The organism is Nitratireductor mangrovi, assembly GCF_007922615.2.
In the GTDB taxonomy this organism is placed as follows: Bacteria; Pseudomonadota; Alphaproteobacteria; order Rhizobiales; family Rhizobiaceae; genus Mangrovimarina; species Mangrovimarina mangrovi.
Map to the genome: position 1 here is coordinate 1,604,104 of NZ_CP042301.2, position 15,146 is coordinate 1,619,249.

The following is a 15,146-nucleotide window of genomic DNA, read 5'->3' on the forward strand; positions in this document are numbered from 1 at the left end:
CCAAGTCGATGGCGGCCCCAATCCCCAAGCGAGCGGCCCTTCCTCATGCTGATCGACAGCCATTGCCATCTCGACTTTCCGGATTTCGCACCCGAGCGCGACGACGTGGTCGCGCGCGCAGTCGCGGCCGGCGTCGGATTGATGGTGACGATCTCCACCCGGGTAAAGCGCTTCGACCAGATCAGGGCGATCGCCGAGACCTACGACAGCGTTTTTTGCTCGGTCGGCACACACCCCCACAATGCCGGTGAGGAGACCGGCATCACCGTTGACGAACTCGTGCGGCTTTCGGCGCACCCCAAGGTGGTGGCGATCGGCGAGGCTGGCCTCGACTACTTCTACGACAAGGCGCCGCGCGATGCGCAGGCGGAAGGCTTTCGGCGCCACATCGCGGCGGCCCGTCTGAGCGGGCTGCCGCTCGTCATCCATGCGCGCGACGCCGATGACGACATTGCCGCAATCCTCGAGGAGGAGACGGGGAAGGGGGCCTTCCCCTTCATCCTGCACTGTTTTTCCTCCGGACGCGGGCTCGCCGAAACCGGCATCCGCCTTGGCGGCTATGTGTCGTTCTCGGGTATTCTGACCTTCAAGAAATCGGACGAGCTGCGTGCCATTGCCCGCGACCTGCCGCATGAGCGGCTGCTTGTCGAGACCGACGCGCCCTATCTCGCGCCTCCACCGCATCGCGGCAAACGCAACGAGCCGGCTTTTGTCGTGCACACGGCCAAGGTGCTCGCCGATACGCTGGGCGTCACCGAGAAAGAAGTAGCGAGACAGACGACCGAGAACTTCTTTCGGCTGTTCACCAAGGTTCCGCACGCGAGCAGCAGCGGATGAACGACGGCGATGGCGCCCGGCTACGGCTGACCATTCTCGGTTGCGGTTCGTCGCCGGGCGCGCCGCGCATCACCGGTGATTGGGGCAATTGTGATCCGGCCAATCCTCGCAACCGCCGCCTGCGCACGGCTGCGCTTGTCGAGCGCATCGCCAGCAGCGGCGCGACAACGCGTGTCGCCATCGACACCGGCCCCGATTTTCGCGAGCAGATGGTTCGCGCGAACGTCAGGAGCCTCGATGCCGTAATCTACACGCACGCGCATGCCGACCACATCCATGGCATTGACGATATTCGCGGCTACGTCATCGAGCAGCGTCGGCTGATGGACATCTACGCCGATCGGCCGACGCTGGCACGGCTGCGCGAAGGCTTTGGCTATTGTTTCGAAACCCCGCCGGGCAGCAGCTATCCGCCGATCGTTAGGCCGCATGAGATCGCGCACGATGAGTCCATGACGATCGACGGCGAGGGCGGTCCGCTGACCTTCGAGCCCTTGCCGCAGATCCATGGCGAGATCGTCTCACTTGGTTTTCGTATTGGCAACATCGCCTATTGTCCCGACGTCAACGACTTTCCACCCGACACGTCGGATCGCCTGTTCGATCTCGACCTGTTGGTCATCGACGCCTTGCAGTACCGGCCGCATCCGTCGCATTTCTCGCTTGACGAGGCGTTGGCCTGGATCGCGCGGCTGGCCCCGCGAAAAGCCGTGCTGACCCATATGCACGTGCCGCTCGATTATGAAACCGTGATGCGCGAGACACCCGAGAATGTCGAGCCCGGCTACGATGGCATGGTGATCGAGCTTCCTGTTTGAAGCTTATGTTTTTCAAGGAGCATTTCCATGGCCAAGAGCATCGATCGTGTGCGTGACGCCGCGTTGGCTGCCGGTCTGGCGATCGAGATCCGGCGCGTGGGCGAATCGACGCGGACCGCCGAGGATGCGGCCGCCCAATGCGGCGTCGGTGTCGGACAGATCGTCAAGTCGCTGATCTTCCAGGGTGAACGGACGGGCGAACTTTTCCTCTTCCTGGTACCAGGCGACCGACGGCTCGATGCCGAAAAGTCGGCAGCGCTCGCCGGCGAAACGCTGCTGCGGGCCGATCCACGGCTGGTACGCGAAAGAACCGGGTTTGCCATTGGCGGCGTCTCACCGATCGGCCATACAATTCCGATATCGGCATTTGCCGACCGTGCGTTCGAAGATCACGACCTCGTCTGGGCGGCGGCGGGCGCGCACGACGCGGTCTTTTCCTGCGAGCCTAGTGCCTTACTGAAGGCGGCGAATGCACGGATCGCGGATATTTCGGCCTGAACAGCAAGCCGCCGCAAGTTCCATAATCTATCTTATGCGACTTCCATTGACGCGGCGAAACCCTATTCTTCCGGCTCTGTCGTGAACATGAGCGGATAGCCGGCCGCCTTGCCAGCCTCGGTGCCCTCGCTGGCTTTGGTCTCGGCGACATCCTTGGTGTAGACGGCAACGACGCAGACACCGCGACGGTGCGCGGTCATCATGATCCTGTAGCTCTGGTCCTCGTTGACGCGGAACACCGCCTTCAACACCGCAACCACGAACTCGCGCGGCGTGAAATCGTCATTGACCAGAATGACCTTGTGCAGCTTGGGACGCTGGGTCTTCCGGCGCGCTTTCGTCCGAAGCCTGGTGTCGCTATCGCTCACTTCCGATGCCTGCAGGTTGGCCTGTCGCGCCAATGCGACAATGCGCCTTGTGGCGGCGCCGACAATTATGCCGCGCCGCCCCCCAGCTCTGCAAGCACCTGCATGCGGCAGCCGCCTATCGCAGAACATGCACCGAACAGGCCGCGTGGCGGACAACACGCCCGGCCGTGGACCCGATCAGGTAGTCCTGAAGCCCCGGGCTGTGCGAGGCGATCACGATGGCGTCGGCACCCCGCTCCTTCGCAATGGCGAGGATGCCGCTGGCAGCCTGGCCGGTACGCACGTCGATTTCGGCTGCAAGCTCGGTCTTCTCGGCAATCTCTCTCAGCGCCGTGGTCGCTTCCTCACGCGACCGCTCCATGATACCGCCCGGCAATTCGGCGGCAACAAAGGTCGGGATGTCTTCGACAACATGGGCGAGCACGATCCGCGCATTCCGGTTGGAAAGCCGGCGAGCGACATCGATCATTTTGTCCGCCTTCGCTCTGTCCGCGAGATCGATCGGAACAAGAATGGTGTCATACATGATGGGGACTCCTTGCGGTTCTTCCCGCGAGTGTTCCCGATCCACCGCGCCACTTCCTTGCGATGGATCAACATTGCCTCTTCAGTGCATGGTCGCTTTGGTCATCTTCTTGCCCATATGCTATAGTCGCCTGTTGCCGGGTTTTGGGGTGTTGTGATGATGCTACGACGCGTATTGGCGCTCGGCATAGTGACGGCAGCAATTGTCGCCGGCCAGACGACGCTGGCCGGCGCGGCTGGGCGTGTTGCCTTGGTCATCGGCAACAACTCCTATGAAAAGATGTCGTCGCTGAACAATCCCGTCGGCGACGCGACGCGGCTCGCCGAGACGCTTCTCGATCACGGCTTCGAGGTGATGAGTTGCGACGATGACAAGCCCGGATGCTTCGATCTCGACCGCTCCGGGCTCAACGACGCACTCGAGGATTTCGAGGAACTCGCCTACGGCGCGTCCGTCGCGCTGGTGTTTTACGCCGGCCACGGCATGCAGACGGCGGAAGGCAATGTCCTTGCGCCGGTCGACATGGAGATTTCCTGCGGCACGTGGAAGGCGCGGCGCGAAGTCCTGCTCGACGACGTGCTGGAGGCGATGGAAGGCGCCCAGCAGAAGATCGTCATCCTGGATGCCTGCCGCAACGATCCGTTCCAGGCGCAGCAATGCCTGGACAGGGGCGCAAGGCCCCTCTCCTTCGACAGTTTCGCCGTGCCCGACAGCGCCTCGCGCTTCCTGCTGATCACGTCGACCCGTGCTGGGCAACTGGCACAGGATGGCGTGCCCGGCGCGCATTCGCCTTTCGCCGAAGCGCTCTTCCACTGGATGGAGAACGAACCGCAGGCACCGTTCGCGCAGATGCTCGACCGTGTCACCAAACGCGTCATCGAGCGTACGACAGCGGCGAATTTCACCCAGATTCCGGAAATCCTGATCCGCGGCGGCGCACCGGAGGCCTGCCTGTCGGGCGACGCCTGCAGCAACGACCCGCAGGCCGCGGCCCTGCGCATCGAAGTCGAGAAATTGCGGAGCGAAAACGAACGCAACCAGGAACTGGCCGAAATCGGCGCCGCCTATGTGCGCAGCGCCGGCCTTGACGGCAACCAGAACCTGTCGCCCGAGGACCGGCAGCGCATCCTCGACGGCATCGCCAAGGCCGGCAAGGCGTTGATCGAGCGCAACGACAACCGTGCAGAGCGCGCGCTGGCGCTGCTGCGCAACGGCAATGAGACCGCGGCCGAGGAACTCTTCAACGAGGTGCTGGAGACCCGGGCAACGCAGGCGCGTGCCGCAGCCGAGATCGAGGCGGCCCAGCGCAAGGAGGCCGCCGACGCAGCCCGCCACATCGCTTCCCTCGCCTGGCCCAAGGATGTCGGCAAGGCCGCGCGTTATTACGGCCAGGCGGCGGAACTGGACCCCGACGATATCCAGACCTGGATGAACTACGCCTACACCTCGCGCGACGCCGGTTCGACGACCCAGGCCCTGCGCGCGTTTCGCGAGGCAAGCGCCCGCGCACGCGACAACGACCAGATCAGCAACCGCATCTGGGCGGCGTTCGGCCAGGGCGATATCATCAAGTCACAGGGGCGGCTCGACCGGGCGCTGGAATTCTATCACGCCGCCGCCAGCGTCTCGGAAACCTATCTTCAGGATCATCCGGACGACATCTACGCCATCCGCAACCGTTCGGTCGCTTTCGAACGCATCGGCAACGTACTCTTGAGCACCGGCGACCTTGCCGGCGCTCTCGATGCCTTCCAGAGGCGCCTCGATGCGGCCATCGAGATTGCCGAATCCGACCCGGGCAACACGCTGTTCCAGCGGGATCTCGGCGTGGCCTGGGGCAAGGTCGGCGACATCCTGAAGAACCAGGGCAATCTCGGCGCCGCGCTGGCGGCGTTCAAGAAAGGCGCCGAGCCGGTGAACAAGCTTGCCGAAAGCAACGCCAACAACACCGAATGGCAAAGCGACCTTGCCTATTCGGCCACCCGCATCGGGTCGGTGCTTTTTGCCCAGGGCGATCTGACGGAAGCCCTCGCCGCCTTCGAAAAGGCGCTCGCCATCCGCGACAAGCTTGCCCAGGGCGATCCCAACAACACGAACTGGAGCTTCGACGTAAACGGCTCGCTCTGGAACGTCGCCGATGTCGAGGTCAATCTCGGCCGGCTGGCGAGTGCCATCGAGAAGCTCGAACGCTCGCGTGACATCCTGCTCGGACTGGTTGCCAGCGACCCGGACAATGCGGTGTGGCGGCGTGACTATTCGGTTGTCTTCAACCGCATCGGCGACATCCGCGTTTCGCAAGGCAATCTCTCGGCCGCCCTCACCGCGTTCTCCACCGCCGAGAAGATCATCTCCTCGCTGTCACAAGCCTATCCGGAAAACCTTGTGTGGAAGCGTGACTGGTCGCTCTCGCACGAAAAGATCGGCGACGTCCTGGTGGCGCAGGGCAATCTGGCCGGCGCGCTGGCCTCGTATTCGCGCCGCGCCGAAATGGCCCGGGAACTGGCCGAAAAGGACAAACTGAACGTCACCTGGAAGCGCGATCTGTCGACCGCCAATGAGCGCATCGGGCGCATCAGGGCGGCGACCGGTGATCTCGTGCGAGCTCTGGAAGCTCACAATGCCAGCCTGGTGATCCGCGAGGAACTCGTCGCGATCGATCCCCAGAACGCCGGCTGGCGTTTTGATCTCTATGCCGGCCTCTGGTATGTGGCCGACGCCGAGATCAGCCTCGGCCGGCTGGAGCCGGCGCGCGAAAAACTCGAGCGCGCGCATGCCATCATCAAGGGACTGGCCGATTCCAATCGGCACAATGCGGTGTGGCAACGCGACGTGACGGTAGCACTGGGGCGCCTCGCCGACATCATGCTGCAGCAGGGAAAATACCAGGAAGCCCTGGACACGCTGCGCGAAAGCCGCAAGTCCACCGAGGAGTTGATCGAGCGCGACCCCCAGAACACGGTGTGGCTGCGTGACCTCGCCATTGCCGACGAAAAGATCGGCAACGCGCTGTTTGCACTGAACGACCTGCCGGGCGCACTGGAAAGCTACCAGAACCGAAAGGAGATCGCCGAGCGGCTCGTCGCCATGGACGAGCACAATCGGTCATGGCTGCGCGACCTGTCGCTCTCGCACGAAAAAGTCGGCAAGGTGCTGATCGCCCAAAACGACCTTGACGGCGCGCTCGAGCATCAGCGTGCCAGCCTAGACATCCGCAAGGAGCTTCATGCCTCCGACCCGCTCAACGTCACCTGGAAGCGCGACGTGGCGATCGCGCACGAGAAGATCGGCGACGTCTATTATGAGAAGGGGCAGTATGCGGATGCGATGGCTGAATACGAGGCGCGCGCGGTTCTGATCGACGAACTGGCCGAGGCCGATCCCGCGAATCCCGACTGGCAGCGCGACATCGCGGTCAGCCACGCGAAATTCTCGCTGATCTATCGCGCCGAGCAGGAGCCGTCGAAAGCGATCGAACATCTGCGCGAAGGGCACCGGATCATGACCGATCTGGTAGCCAAGTATCCGGCGTGGTCGGTCTGGCAAAACGATGTTGCGTGGTTTGCCGGCCAGATCGAGCAGCTCCAGCAGTAGCCTCGATCAGGCAGCCTCGCGGTCGGTCAGGAAATCCAGCACGGCGTCGCAGAAGAGGTCGTTCTTGTCACCGGCGACCATGTGCCCTGCCCCGCTGACATCGACACTGGACGCGTTCGGCGCGAGGTCAACGAACTCGCGCACGAAATCCTCCTGCACGAGTTCGGAATTCATCCCGCGCACCAGAAGCACCGGCAGATGCAAATCGGGAATGCCTCCCATGAGGCCTTCGGCGAACTCGCGCGCATTGCTGTTGATGTTGTTGTCGCCGCGCATGAAGGCCGGATCCCAGTGCCAGCGAAAGCGCCCGTCGTCACAAAGCCGCAGGTTCTTGCGCAATCCCTCCAGCGATGGTGGACGCGGCCGATGTGGGAGGTAGGACGCGACCGCGTCAGCCGCCTCTTCCAGCGTTGCGAAACCTTCATCCATGCGCTCGGCCATGAAGCCCTGGATCTTCGCCACGCCGTCCGGGTCCATGCGCGGGGTAATGTCGACCAGGACGAGCGATTCAAGCAAAGGTCCGGACTGTGTCTCCGCGGCGAGCGATGACAGGCCGCCGAGCGAGGCGCCGACCGCCGACGGCGCGGCATGGAAGCGTTCCGCCGTCTGCCGGATGATCGCCGCGACATCGGCGGCGAAATCGGAAAAGCGATAGTTGCCGCTTTCGACCCAGGCACTTTCGCCGTGACCGCGCAGATCGACAGTAATTGCCCTCATGCCTTCCATGGCGACCCGGCGGGCCGTCAGATCCCATGCGCGCCGCGTCTGCCCGCCCCCATGAAAGAACAGCACGGGATGCCCTCGCCCGTCCCACAGGCTGGCCGCGATGCGGTTGTTTTCGACTCCGGCGAACTCGATGCCATGCGGCTCGCTCAAAGCGGATTCTCCCGATAGAATTCCAGCACGCGCTTCTTGAAGGTGCGATCGCCTACCGAAAGCATGTGGTCACGGCCTTCGATGGCGAAAGCGGCCGCGTTGGGCATCAGCGCCGCGAGCGGAGCCGGCGCGCCGGCGATGTCGTCGGTGGTGCCGACCGCGACGAGCGTCGGCTGCGTGATCCCCGCCACCTGTTCCTCGGTGAGGAGTTCGCGCGATGTCTCTATGCAGGCCGCAAGCGCGCGGCGGTCGCTCCTGGTCTGATCCGCGAAGGCGCGGAACATCCTGGCACGCTGCCCGGTAATCGTCGCCGGATCGTCGACCTCGAGCGCGCGGGCGATGGGATCCCAGTCTCCCACCCCCTCCACCATGCCGATACCGAGCCCGCCGAACACCAGCGTTGCAACCTTGGCGGGAGCGCCAAGCGCTGCAAAGGCCGCGAGCCGGGCCCCCATCGAATAGCCCATCACATGAGCACGGGCGATGTCGAGATGATCGAGAAGTGCCGCGGCGTCCGCCGCCATCTTGGCCGGCCGGTAATCTGCCGGGTCGTAGCTCTTGGTCGATTGGCCATGGCCGCGATTTTCGATCGCGACAACCCGGTGGCCGGCTTCCACAAGGGCCTTCACCCAGCCCGGCGAAACCCAGTTGACGCCGATTGAGGAGGCAAAGCCGTGAATGAGGAGGACCGGTTCCCCCTCGCCTTCGTCAATAAACGCCAGGTCGAAGCCGTCGTGGTGGAATGTCTGCATGCGCGATCCGGGCGATCTCCTCGTGCCGGATCAGCCGGGCCGCGCAACCCTGTCGATCACGGGATGGCGGACGCGGTCTCCGACGGCAATCCCTGTCTTTTGCGCAATGCCTTCGTTCAGTTCAAGAACAAATCTCACCGCGCCCCTGCTCGATATCAGGTCGGTGGAAAACGGCGTCCCCTGGCGGATACCGCGAACCGTGCCGTCCTCCGCGATGAAGACGAGGTCGAGCGGAAGGCTGGTATTCTGCATCCAGAAGCCGACCGGGCGCGTTTCCTCGAACACGAACAGCATGCCCCGATCGGCCGGCATGGACTGGCGGAACATGAGGCCGCGGCTGCGCTTTTCGGAGGTATCGGCTATCTCGACGGCAAAGGACCGTGGTCCGCCAGACGTCTCCACGACGAGCGCGCTGGCGTGCACGGGCAATGTGAGCGCGCGCTGGCCGGTTTGGGCCGTGGCCGTTTCGGGAAGTGGCGCGAGCAGCGCCGAGATGGCCAACAGTACCAGCGCAAGCGCAGGTCGGAGAATCAGGTGCATGGCCGGGACGTCCGGTCAGTTTGTGAGCGGCAACGTCCCAACATCGGGGTAGATTTCGGCAGCCATAAGGCCTTTGTCGGAACGACCGAATCGCACCAGCACGACTTGCCCCGGCCGAAGCTCCGCAATGCCATATTGGCGCAACGTCTCCATGTGGACGAAGATGTCCTCTGTCCCTTCGCCACGGGTCAGGAAGCCGAAGCCCTTGGTGCGGTTGAACCATTTGACGATGGCGCGCTCGATACCACTCTCCGGCGGTACCGCGTTGCGGGTTCGCTGCTCGGTCTGATCCTGCGGGTGAGTTGCCGTGCTCATGTCCATCGACAGAACCTTGAAGCACTGGAAACCGCGCTCGCCGCGGCGGATCAGGCAGACGACACGCGCGCCTTCCATCGCAGTGCTGAAGCCGTCACGGCGCAGGCAGGTTACATGGATCAGGACGTCGCCATAGCCGGCTTCGTCCGGCAGGATGAAGCCATACCCCTTGGCGACATCGAACCACTTGATCGCCCCGGCGATCTCGATCAGGTCGGCAGATTGGCTGCTGTCGGTGGCGCTCAGCGCGCCAGCCCTGACGGCGTCCCGCCCCTCCGAAGAGGACTTGTCCCCCATTCGAACGCACCTTCCGTCGCGAAACAAACTGATTCTGGAAGGCAGGATAACACCCTGCCGGAGACTGTCAGCAGGCCGCCGCCATTTTTTTAAGGTTATAGGCAGTTCTATCAAGCCCCGCGCAAGCTTCGCGCGTCTCGCGGCTCCGCTTACGTCCGTTCGAGGCCCCGGACCAGCGCACGCGTACAGCTTTCGGCCGTCGAAGTCCCGAATCAATATTGCTTTGCGCGGGCAGATTGCTTGCTTGGTCCCTGCAGCCGCCGCGCATGCGAGGTTGCCAATGGGGGAAACGCGCGCCATATCGGCTGCACCGCTTTTCAAGATCAGCTGCGAGGAACTGCAATGCGCTATCTGCACACCATGGTCCGGATCGCCGATGTCGACAAGTCGCTCGACTTCTACTGCAACAAGCTTGGCCTGGAAGAAGTGCGGCGAATGGAGAACGACAAGGGCCGTTTCACCCTTATTTTCCTCGCAGCGCCGAAGGACAAGTCGGCCTCGGCCGCGTCACGCGCGCCGGAACTGGAGCTGACCTACAACTGGGATCCCGAAGACTATCAGGGCGGTCGCAATTTCGGCCATCTCGCCTACAAGGTCGATGACATCTACGAGACCTGCCAACGGTTGATGGACCAGGGGGTGACCATCAACCGCCCTCCCCGCGACGGCCACATGGCCTTCATCAAATCGCCGGACGGCATCTCGATCGAGCTGCTCCAGGAAGGCGCGTCGCTCCCGGTCAAGGAGCCCTGGGCGTCCATGCCCAATGTCGGCACCTGGTGAGAGCGCTGGTTGGCAATAACCCGGTGTGAGCAGGGTTTTGTGCCGCCGGCCCAAGCGCCAAGCTTGCCAACATCGGTCCGCGTGCTAGACCGAACCTTCGGAAGACGGCCACGAGGGGAGGATCGTTCGTGAAGGAAGTTCTGGCAGAGCTTGAACGCCGCCGCAGCGTCGCCCGCATGGGCGGCGGACAGGAGCGGATCGACGCGCAGCACAAGCGCGGCAAGCTGACGGCCCGCGAGCGCATCGACATCTTTCTGGACGAGGGTTCGTTCGAGGAGTTCGACATGTTCGTCGAACACCGTTCGACCGATTTCGGCATGGAGAAGACCAAGGTCGCCGGCGACGGCGTCGTCACTGGCTGGGGCACGGTCAACGGCCGCACCGTTTTCGTGTTCGCCAAGGACTTCACGGTTTTCGGCGGTTCGCTTTCCGAAGCACACGCCGAGAAGGTGCAGAAGGTCCAGGACATGGCGCTCCGGAACCGGGCGCCGGTCATCGGCATCTACGACGCCGGCGGCGCCCGCATCCAGGAAGGGGTCGCGGCGTTGGGCGGCTATGCGGAGATTTTCCAGCGCAATGTTCTTGCCTCCGGCGTGATCCCGCAAATCTCCGTCATCATGGGTCCGTGCGCGGGCGGCGACGTCTATTCGCCGGCCATGACCGACTTCATCTTCATGGTGCGCGATACCTCCTACATGTTCGTCACCGGCCCCGATGTGGTCAAGACGGTGACCAACGAGACCGTTACCGCCGAGGAACTCGGCGGCGCGACCGTGCACACAGTGAAATCGTCGATCGCCGACGGCGCTTATGACAATGACGTCGAGGCATTGTTGCAGATGCGTCGGCTCATCGACCTTCTGCCGACGTCCAACACTGCGCCGATCCCCGAGATCGAGTTTCATCAGCCTGCAGAGGAACCGGACTTTTCGCTCGACCGCCTGGTGCCCGACAACGCCAACAAGCCTTACGACATCAAGGAACTGATCCTGAAGATCTGCGACGAAGCGGATTTCTTCGAGATCCAGCAGTCGTTCGCCAAGAACATCGTCACCGGCTTCGGCCGCGTCGAGGGCCGCACTGTCGGCTTCGTCGCCAACCAGCCACTGGTCCTGGCCGGCGTGCTCGATTCCGATGCCAGCCGCAAGGCAGCCCGTTTCGTGCGCTTCTGCGACTGCTTCAGCATCCCGATCGTCACCTTCGTCGATGTGCCCGGCTTCCTCCCGGGGACCGCGCAGGAGTATGGCGGGTTGATCAAGCATGGCGCCAAGCTGCTGTTCGCCTACGCCGAAGCGACCGTGCCGAAGATCACCATCATCACGCGCAAGGCCTTCGGCGGCGCTTACGACGTCATGGCGTCAAAACATCTGCGTGGCGACATCAACTACGCATGGCCTTCGGCGCAGATCGCCGTGATGGGCGCCAAGGGCGCGGTCGAGATCATTTTCCGCAAGGATATCAAGGATCCCGAGAAGATCGCCGCGCACACCAAGATGTACGAGGACCGCTTCCTGTCGCCTTTCGTCGCCGCCGAGCGCGGCTATGTCGACGAGGTGATCATGCCGCACTCGACCCGCAAGCGCGTAGCGCGGGCCCTGCGCATGCTCCGCAACAAGAACCTCGACAACCCCTGGAAGAAGCACGACAATATTCCGCTTTGACGACCGGGCACCTGTGGTTTCGCGCCGTCAGTGAAATGCGTCGCAGAGTGCTTTCGTCTGCAGGCTATGCTGGCGGCATGGAGGTGTCGACATGCCGACGATTGTGAAGAACATCATCCAGCAGCCGCAGCCTTTCGATCTGGTCGGTGATCCCGTTCTGATCGCCGGTATCGGCAGCGGCTTCGAGGCCACGCTCAACTGGCGCGTCCATGACGGCCATGACGAACGCACCGGCTTCTTCAACGTCGGCGGCGGCACCGGCGAGCACGGCCAGTTCCATGTCGCGGCGGCCATCGGCAATGCGGCGTTCCAGCTCGATCGGCTGTTCGTCGAGGTCTACGAGGAAAGCGCTCGCGACGGTTCCGAGGTCAACAAGGCGATCGTCCCGGTCATCTTTGGTCCGCGCATCGTGACGGACTATGTCGGCTACCGCATCCACGTGGTCGCGCCAGGCGACACGCTGTCGAAGATCGCCCGCGACAATTATGGCGATCCGAGCCAGTTTGCGCTCATTGCCCGTGCCAATCCGCAGCTGATCAGCGATCCGAATCTGATCTTCGTCGGCCAGGAGCTGAAGGTTCCGATCGGGGCCTGAGCAACGCCCGAGCGATGAGTTTCTTATGTCCCGGCGTGTTGACCCGGGCCATATCCTATGTGACGCTCCAATTGGACCGACCGGTCTATTCTAACTCGAACGGAGGAGAGCACTCGTGACAACAGCAATTGAGACGCGACGCTTCGACAAACCGGACGACCTGCTCGACATGAAGGAATCCGGCGGCATAGCCATCGTGAAGATGGCGACGGGGGCAACCGGCATGCATGCGGTCTTCGAACCCGGCTGGACGTGGCAAAAGGACGAGAAGCCGCTTCTGGGCAATCCGGACTCCTGCCCGATGCATCACACGGGTTATTGCATCGCAGGCACTCTCGTGGTCCGCATGCTCGACACCGGCGCAAGTACGAAAATCGCGCCCGGCGATTTTTTCGAGATCCCGCCGGGCCACGACGCCCACGTCGAAGGGGACAGCCGCGTTGAACTGATCCTCTTCGCCCCGCCGGAACACCTGCATTGAAGTTTGCCACATCCCGCGATCGCCGGATACCGGCGCGGCCAGCGTGAACAGCCGCCCCGCGACAAGCGGGGCGGCCTTGACCTTCGCAGCGGCTGAGTCGATTTTCGCTCAGAGGATCGGACCGGAACCCCTAGATGAACGATTCCAAGCAGCGCATGCTCGACGCCGGACTGCGTCTGCTCCTCCGGCACGGATACAATGACCTCGGCATCCAGGCGGTGCTGAAGGAAACAGGTATGCCGAAAGGGTCATTCTACCATCACTTCGTCAGCAAGGAGGATTTCGCTCTTCAGGTGATCGATCGCTATATGGAGGAGGTCCACCACGGGCTCGACGATACGCTCGGCGATTGCGCGACGGCCCCGCTCGACCGGGTGCGAAAGTTCTTTGAATCGACTCGGGACAAATACGAAACGGAAGGCTATCTCGGCTGCATGCTCGGCGGCCTGGGTCAGGAACTGTCCGGAGTGAGCCCGGTCTTTCAGCAGCGGATCGAGGCATGTCTGTCCGCGATCGCCAGCCGAATCGCGAATTGTTTCGAGGAGGCACGCGATCGGGGTGATCTGCCCGCCGACGCCAACCTGCGACTGATGGCCGATCTGGTCGTCAATTGCTGGGAAGGCGCTGCCTTGCGCAGCCGGCTGCGTCGCGACCCCGCCCCTCTCGACAGCATGCTCGACTTCTATTTTGGGTCGGTCGCGGTCGCTTCATAGGCCGCTGCCAAGCATAGCACGCCGAGATCGGCGCCCAAGGGCCCGAGCAGCTGCATACCCATCGGCCGTCCGCCGGCGTCGAAGCCCACCGGTACGTTGACCGCCGGACAGCCGGCCATGGTCGCGTAGGAGCAGACTTCCATCCAGCGATGGTAGCTGTCCATGCGCCGGCCGGCGATAGCGTCGGGCCAGTGGCGCGCTAACGGGAACGGGAACACCTGCGCGGTGGGCAGAACCAGAGCGTCCCATTCCTCGAAGATATCGACGAGGTAGCGGTGCCAGGCCGTTCGCGTCTGCGAGGCCGCGAAAATCTGGTCGGCCGTCAGCGCAAGCGCGCCCTCGATCTCGTAGATCGCCTCGGGCTTCAGCAGCGCGCGCTTCTCGGGATCGTCGTAATGCGGTTTCAGTCCGCCTCCGGTGACGAAGTGGCGCAGCGTGACAAACGCGTTCCACAATGCCGGCAGGTCGAACTGCAAGGAGAGCGGCTCGACAATCGCACCCGCCTTGGCGAACCTTGCGAGGCCGGCATGGCAAAGTTCGAGGATGCCGTCCTCGAAGGCAAGATGGCCGTCGAGATCGCCAAGCCACGCAATGCGCTTGCCTTTTACCGCCGGCGCAAGGCCGCCCAGGAAGTCAACGTCGTCGCAGAGCGAGAGCGGCGCGCGCGGATCGCGCCCAGCCTGCACGGACAGAAGCAAGGCCATGTCGCGGACGCTACGGCCCATCGGCCCGTCAATGCCCATCTGCGCGTAGTAGCTCTCCGGCTTGGGGCCCGTCGGGACGCGACCCTGTGAGGGGCGAAAGCCGTAGATATTGTTGTAGGCCGGCGGGTTGCGCAGTGAGCCGCCATAGTCGCTGCCATCCGCCACCGGCAGCATGTGCAGCGCCAGCGCGACGGCGCCGCCGCCGCTCGACCCGCCCGCCGTCAGATGCGGATCGAAGGCGTTGAGCGTCGGACCGAAGACCGGATTGTAGGTATTGGAGCCGAGACCGAACTCGGGCACGTTGGTCTTGCCTATGACGATGGCGCCAGCCTTGCGCAGCCTTTCGACGAAAAAGTCGTCGACCTCCGGGACATGGCAGGCAAAGATCGGCGAGCCGAACGTGGTGCGCAGGCCTTTCGTCTGCGCCAAATCCTTTACCGCCATCGGCACGCCGAAAAGCGGCCCGACATCCTCGCCCGCCGCGAGGCGATCATCCGCCGCCGCTGCTTCGGCCAGCAGGTCCTCGGCCGGGCGCAACGATACGATCGCATTCACGTGCGGATTGACCGCGGCGATGCGATCGAGGAACGCAGCCACGACTTCGGCGACGGAAAAGCGCTTTTCGCGGATCGCGGCGGCGAGGTCGACCGCGCCAAGCCGGCAGATTTCGTCCGGTGGCGGGAAACGGCCCCCGCCCGCTTGTCCATGCTTGCTGTCAGCCACGCGACCTCCCCTCTCTCGCCGCGATCACGCTAGTGCCTTTTGGCGAGAGAATGAAGCACCTTCCCTGC

16 protein-coding genes are annotated in these 15,146 nt (G+C 63.5%); 9 read left to right on the forward strand and 7 right to left on the reverse strand.

Annotated elements, in window-relative coordinates:
- The first annotated feature begins 45 nt into the window (after window positions 1-45).
- The 3 genes from FQ775_RS07865 to FQ775_RS07875 are packed head-to-tail and all read left to right on the forward strand — an operon-like array spanning window position 46 to window position 2,153.
- Window positions 46-837, forward strand: coding sequence for a TatD family hydrolase (locus FQ775_RS07865; protein WP_146298177.1), 792 nt, complete (start codon window positions 46-48; stop codon window positions 835-837).
- Entirely contained in the window at window positions 834-1,655 is an 822-nt protein-coding gene (locus FQ775_RS07870; RefSeq protein WP_146298178.1) for an MBL fold metallo-hydrolase, read from the forward strand. The genes FQ775_RS07865 and FQ775_RS07870 overlap by 4 nt, the downstream gene beginning before the upstream one ends.
- Before the next feature lie 27 nt (window positions 1,656-1,682).
- Window positions 1,683-2,153 carry a YbaK/EbsC family protein gene (locus FQ775_RS07875; RefSeq protein ID WP_146298179.1) on the forward strand — a complete coding sequence of 157 codons (471 nt, stop codon included), beginning with the start codon at window positions 1,683-1,685 and terminating at the stop codon, window positions 2,151-2,153.
- A gap of 62 nt (window positions 2,154-2,215) precedes the next feature.
- Here FQ775_RS07875 and clpS read toward each other — a convergent pair whose 3' ends face one another.
- Both clpS and FQ775_RS07885 read right to left on the reverse strand, forming a co-directional pair.
- Complete coding sequence (gene clpS, locus FQ775_RS07880) at window positions 2,216-2,521, reverse strand: ATP-dependent Clp protease adapter ClpS (protein WP_246730297.1); 306 nt, start codon at window positions 2,519-2,521, stop codon at window positions 2,216-2,218.
- Between the two features lie 115 nt (window positions 2,522-2,636).
- Window positions 2,637-3,047: a universal stress protein gene (locus tag FQ775_RS07885; protein ID WP_146298181.1), complete on the reverse strand. Its 411-nt coding sequence runs from the start codon at window positions 3,045-3,047 to the stop codon at window positions 2,637-2,639.
- A gap of 156 nt (window positions 3,048-3,203) precedes the next feature.
- Between FQ775_RS07885 and FQ775_RS07890 the strand changes: the two genes are divergently transcribed.
- On the forward strand, window positions 3,204-6,638 hold the full coding sequence (locus tag FQ775_RS07890; RefSeq protein WP_146298182.1) for a caspase family protein: 3,435 nt from the start codon (window positions 3,204-3,206) through the stop codon (window positions 6,636-6,638).
- A gap of 6 nt (window positions 6,639-6,644) precedes the next feature.
- On the opposite strand, the gene FQ775_RS07895 is transcribed toward FQ775_RS07890, so the two are convergent.
- Genes FQ775_RS07895 through FQ775_RS07910 form a run of 4 tightly spaced genes read right to left on the reverse strand, consistent with a single transcriptional unit; the run spans window position 6,645 to window position 9,418 of the window.
- Window positions 6,645-7,514 (reverse strand): alpha/beta fold hydrolase, encoded by an 870-nt coding sequence (locus FQ775_RS07895; RefSeq protein ID WP_146298183.1) that lies wholly within the window; start codon window positions 7,512-7,514, stop codon window positions 6,645-6,647.
- Window positions 7,511-8,266 (reverse strand): alpha/beta fold hydrolase, encoded by a 756-nt coding sequence (locus FQ775_RS07900; protein WP_146298184.1) that lies wholly within the window; start codon window positions 8,264-8,266, stop codon window positions 7,511-7,513. The genes FQ775_RS07895 and FQ775_RS07900 overlap by 4 nt, the downstream gene beginning before the upstream one ends.
- Before the next feature lie 30 nt (window positions 8,267-8,296).
- Window positions 8,297-8,806 (reverse strand): DUF192 domain-containing protein, encoded by a 510-nt coding sequence (locus tag FQ775_RS07905; RefSeq protein ID WP_146298185.1) that lies wholly within the window; start codon window positions 8,804-8,806, stop codon window positions 8,297-8,299.
- 15 nt (window positions 8,807-8,821) lie between these two features.
- A complete protein-coding gene (locus FQ775_RS07910) occupies window positions 8,822-9,418 on the reverse strand; it encodes a cold-shock protein (RefSeq protein ID WP_146298186.1) in 597 nt (198 codons plus the stop codon).
- A 342-nt stretch (window positions 9,419-9,760) separates the two neighbouring features.
- On the opposite strand from FQ775_RS07910, the gene gloA reads away from it, so the two are divergent.
- From gloA to FQ775_RS07935, 5 genes are all read left to right on the forward strand, one after another.
- On the forward strand, window positions 9,761-10,201 hold the full coding sequence (gene gloA / locus FQ775_RS07915) for a lactoylglutathione lyase (protein ID WP_146298187.1): 441 nt from the start codon (window positions 9,761-9,763) through the stop codon (window positions 10,199-10,201).
- A 128-nt stretch (window positions 10,202-10,329) separates the two neighbouring features.
- On the forward strand, window positions 10,330-11,862 hold the full coding sequence (locus tag FQ775_RS07920) for an acyl-CoA carboxylase subunit beta (protein WP_146298188.1): 1,533 nt from the start codon (window positions 10,330-10,332) through the stop codon (window positions 11,860-11,862).
- Window positions 11,863-11,953: 91 nt separating this feature from the next.
- Entirely contained in the window at window positions 11,954-12,457 is a 504-nt protein-coding gene (locus FQ775_RS07925) for a Gmad2 immunoglobulin-like domain-containing protein (protein WP_246730299.1), read from the forward strand.
- Between the two features lie 115 nt (window positions 12,458-12,572).
- Window positions 12,573-12,938 (forward strand): cupin domain-containing protein, encoded by a 366-nt coding sequence (locus tag FQ775_RS07930; protein ID WP_146298189.1) that lies wholly within the window; start codon window positions 12,573-12,575, stop codon window positions 12,936-12,938.
- A gap of 155 nt (window positions 12,939-13,093) precedes the next feature.
- The gene (locus FQ775_RS07935; RefSeq protein WP_206064850.1) at window positions 13,094-13,651 is read left to right on the forward strand and encodes a TetR/AcrR family transcriptional regulator; all 558 of its coding nucleotides are present in this window, start codon (window positions 13,094-13,096) and stop codon (window positions 13,649-13,651) included.
- Here FQ775_RS07935 and FQ775_RS07940 read toward each other — a convergent pair.
- Complete coding sequence (locus FQ775_RS07940) at window positions 13,621-15,078, reverse strand: amidase (protein ID WP_146298191.1); 1,458 nt, start codon at window positions 15,076-15,078, stop codon at window positions 13,621-13,623. The two genes, FQ775_RS07935 and FQ775_RS07940, sit on opposite strands and share 31 nt — an antisense overlap.
- Window positions 15,079-15,146: the final 68 nt, after the last annotated feature.

Excerpts from the sequence above, each read along its gene's own strand:
- FQ775_RS07865 (WP_146298177.1), top strand. The coding sequence starts at position 46 with ATGCTGATCGACAGCCATTGCCATCTCGACTTTCCGGATTTCGCACCC.
- FQ775_RS07870 (WP_146298178.1), top strand. The coding sequence starts at position 834 with ATGAACGACGGCGATGGCGCCCGGCTACGGCTGACCATTCTCGGTTGC.
- FQ775_RS07875 (WP_146298179.1), top strand. The coding sequence starts at position 1,683 with ATGGCCAAGAGCATCGATCGTGTGCGTGACGCCGCGTTGGCTGCCGGT.
- FQ775_RS07885 (WP_146298181.1), bottom strand. The coding sequence starts at position 3,047 with ATGTATGACACCATTCTTGTTCCGATCGATCTCGCGGACAGAGCGAAG.
- FQ775_RS07890 (WP_146298182.1), top strand. The coding sequence starts at position 3,204 with ATGATGCTACGACGCGTATTGGCGCTCGGCATAGTGACGGCAGCAATT.
- FQ775_RS07900 (WP_146298184.1), bottom strand. The coding sequence starts at position 8,266 with ATGCAGACATTCCACCACGACGGCTTCGACCTGGCGTTTATTGACGAA.
- FQ775_RS07905 (WP_146298185.1), bottom strand. The coding sequence starts at position 8,806 with ATGCACCTGATTCTCCGACCTGCGCTTGCGCTGGTACTGTTGGCCATC.
- FQ775_RS07910 (WP_146298186.1), bottom strand. The coding sequence starts at position 9,418 with ATGGGGGACAAGTCCTCTTCGGAGGGGCGGGACGCCGTCAGGGCTGGC.
- gloA (WP_146298187.1), top strand. The coding sequence starts at position 9,761 with ATGCGCTATCTGCACACCATGGTCCGGATCGCCGATGTCGACAAGTCG.
- FQ775_RS07925 (WP_246730299.1), top strand. The coding sequence starts at position 11,954 with ATGCCGACGATTGTGAAGAACATCATCCAGCAGCCGCAGCCTTTCGAT.
- FQ775_RS07935 (WP_206064850.1), top strand. The coding sequence starts at position 13,094 with ATGCTCGACGCCGGACTGCGTCTGCTCCTCCGGCACGGATACAATGAC.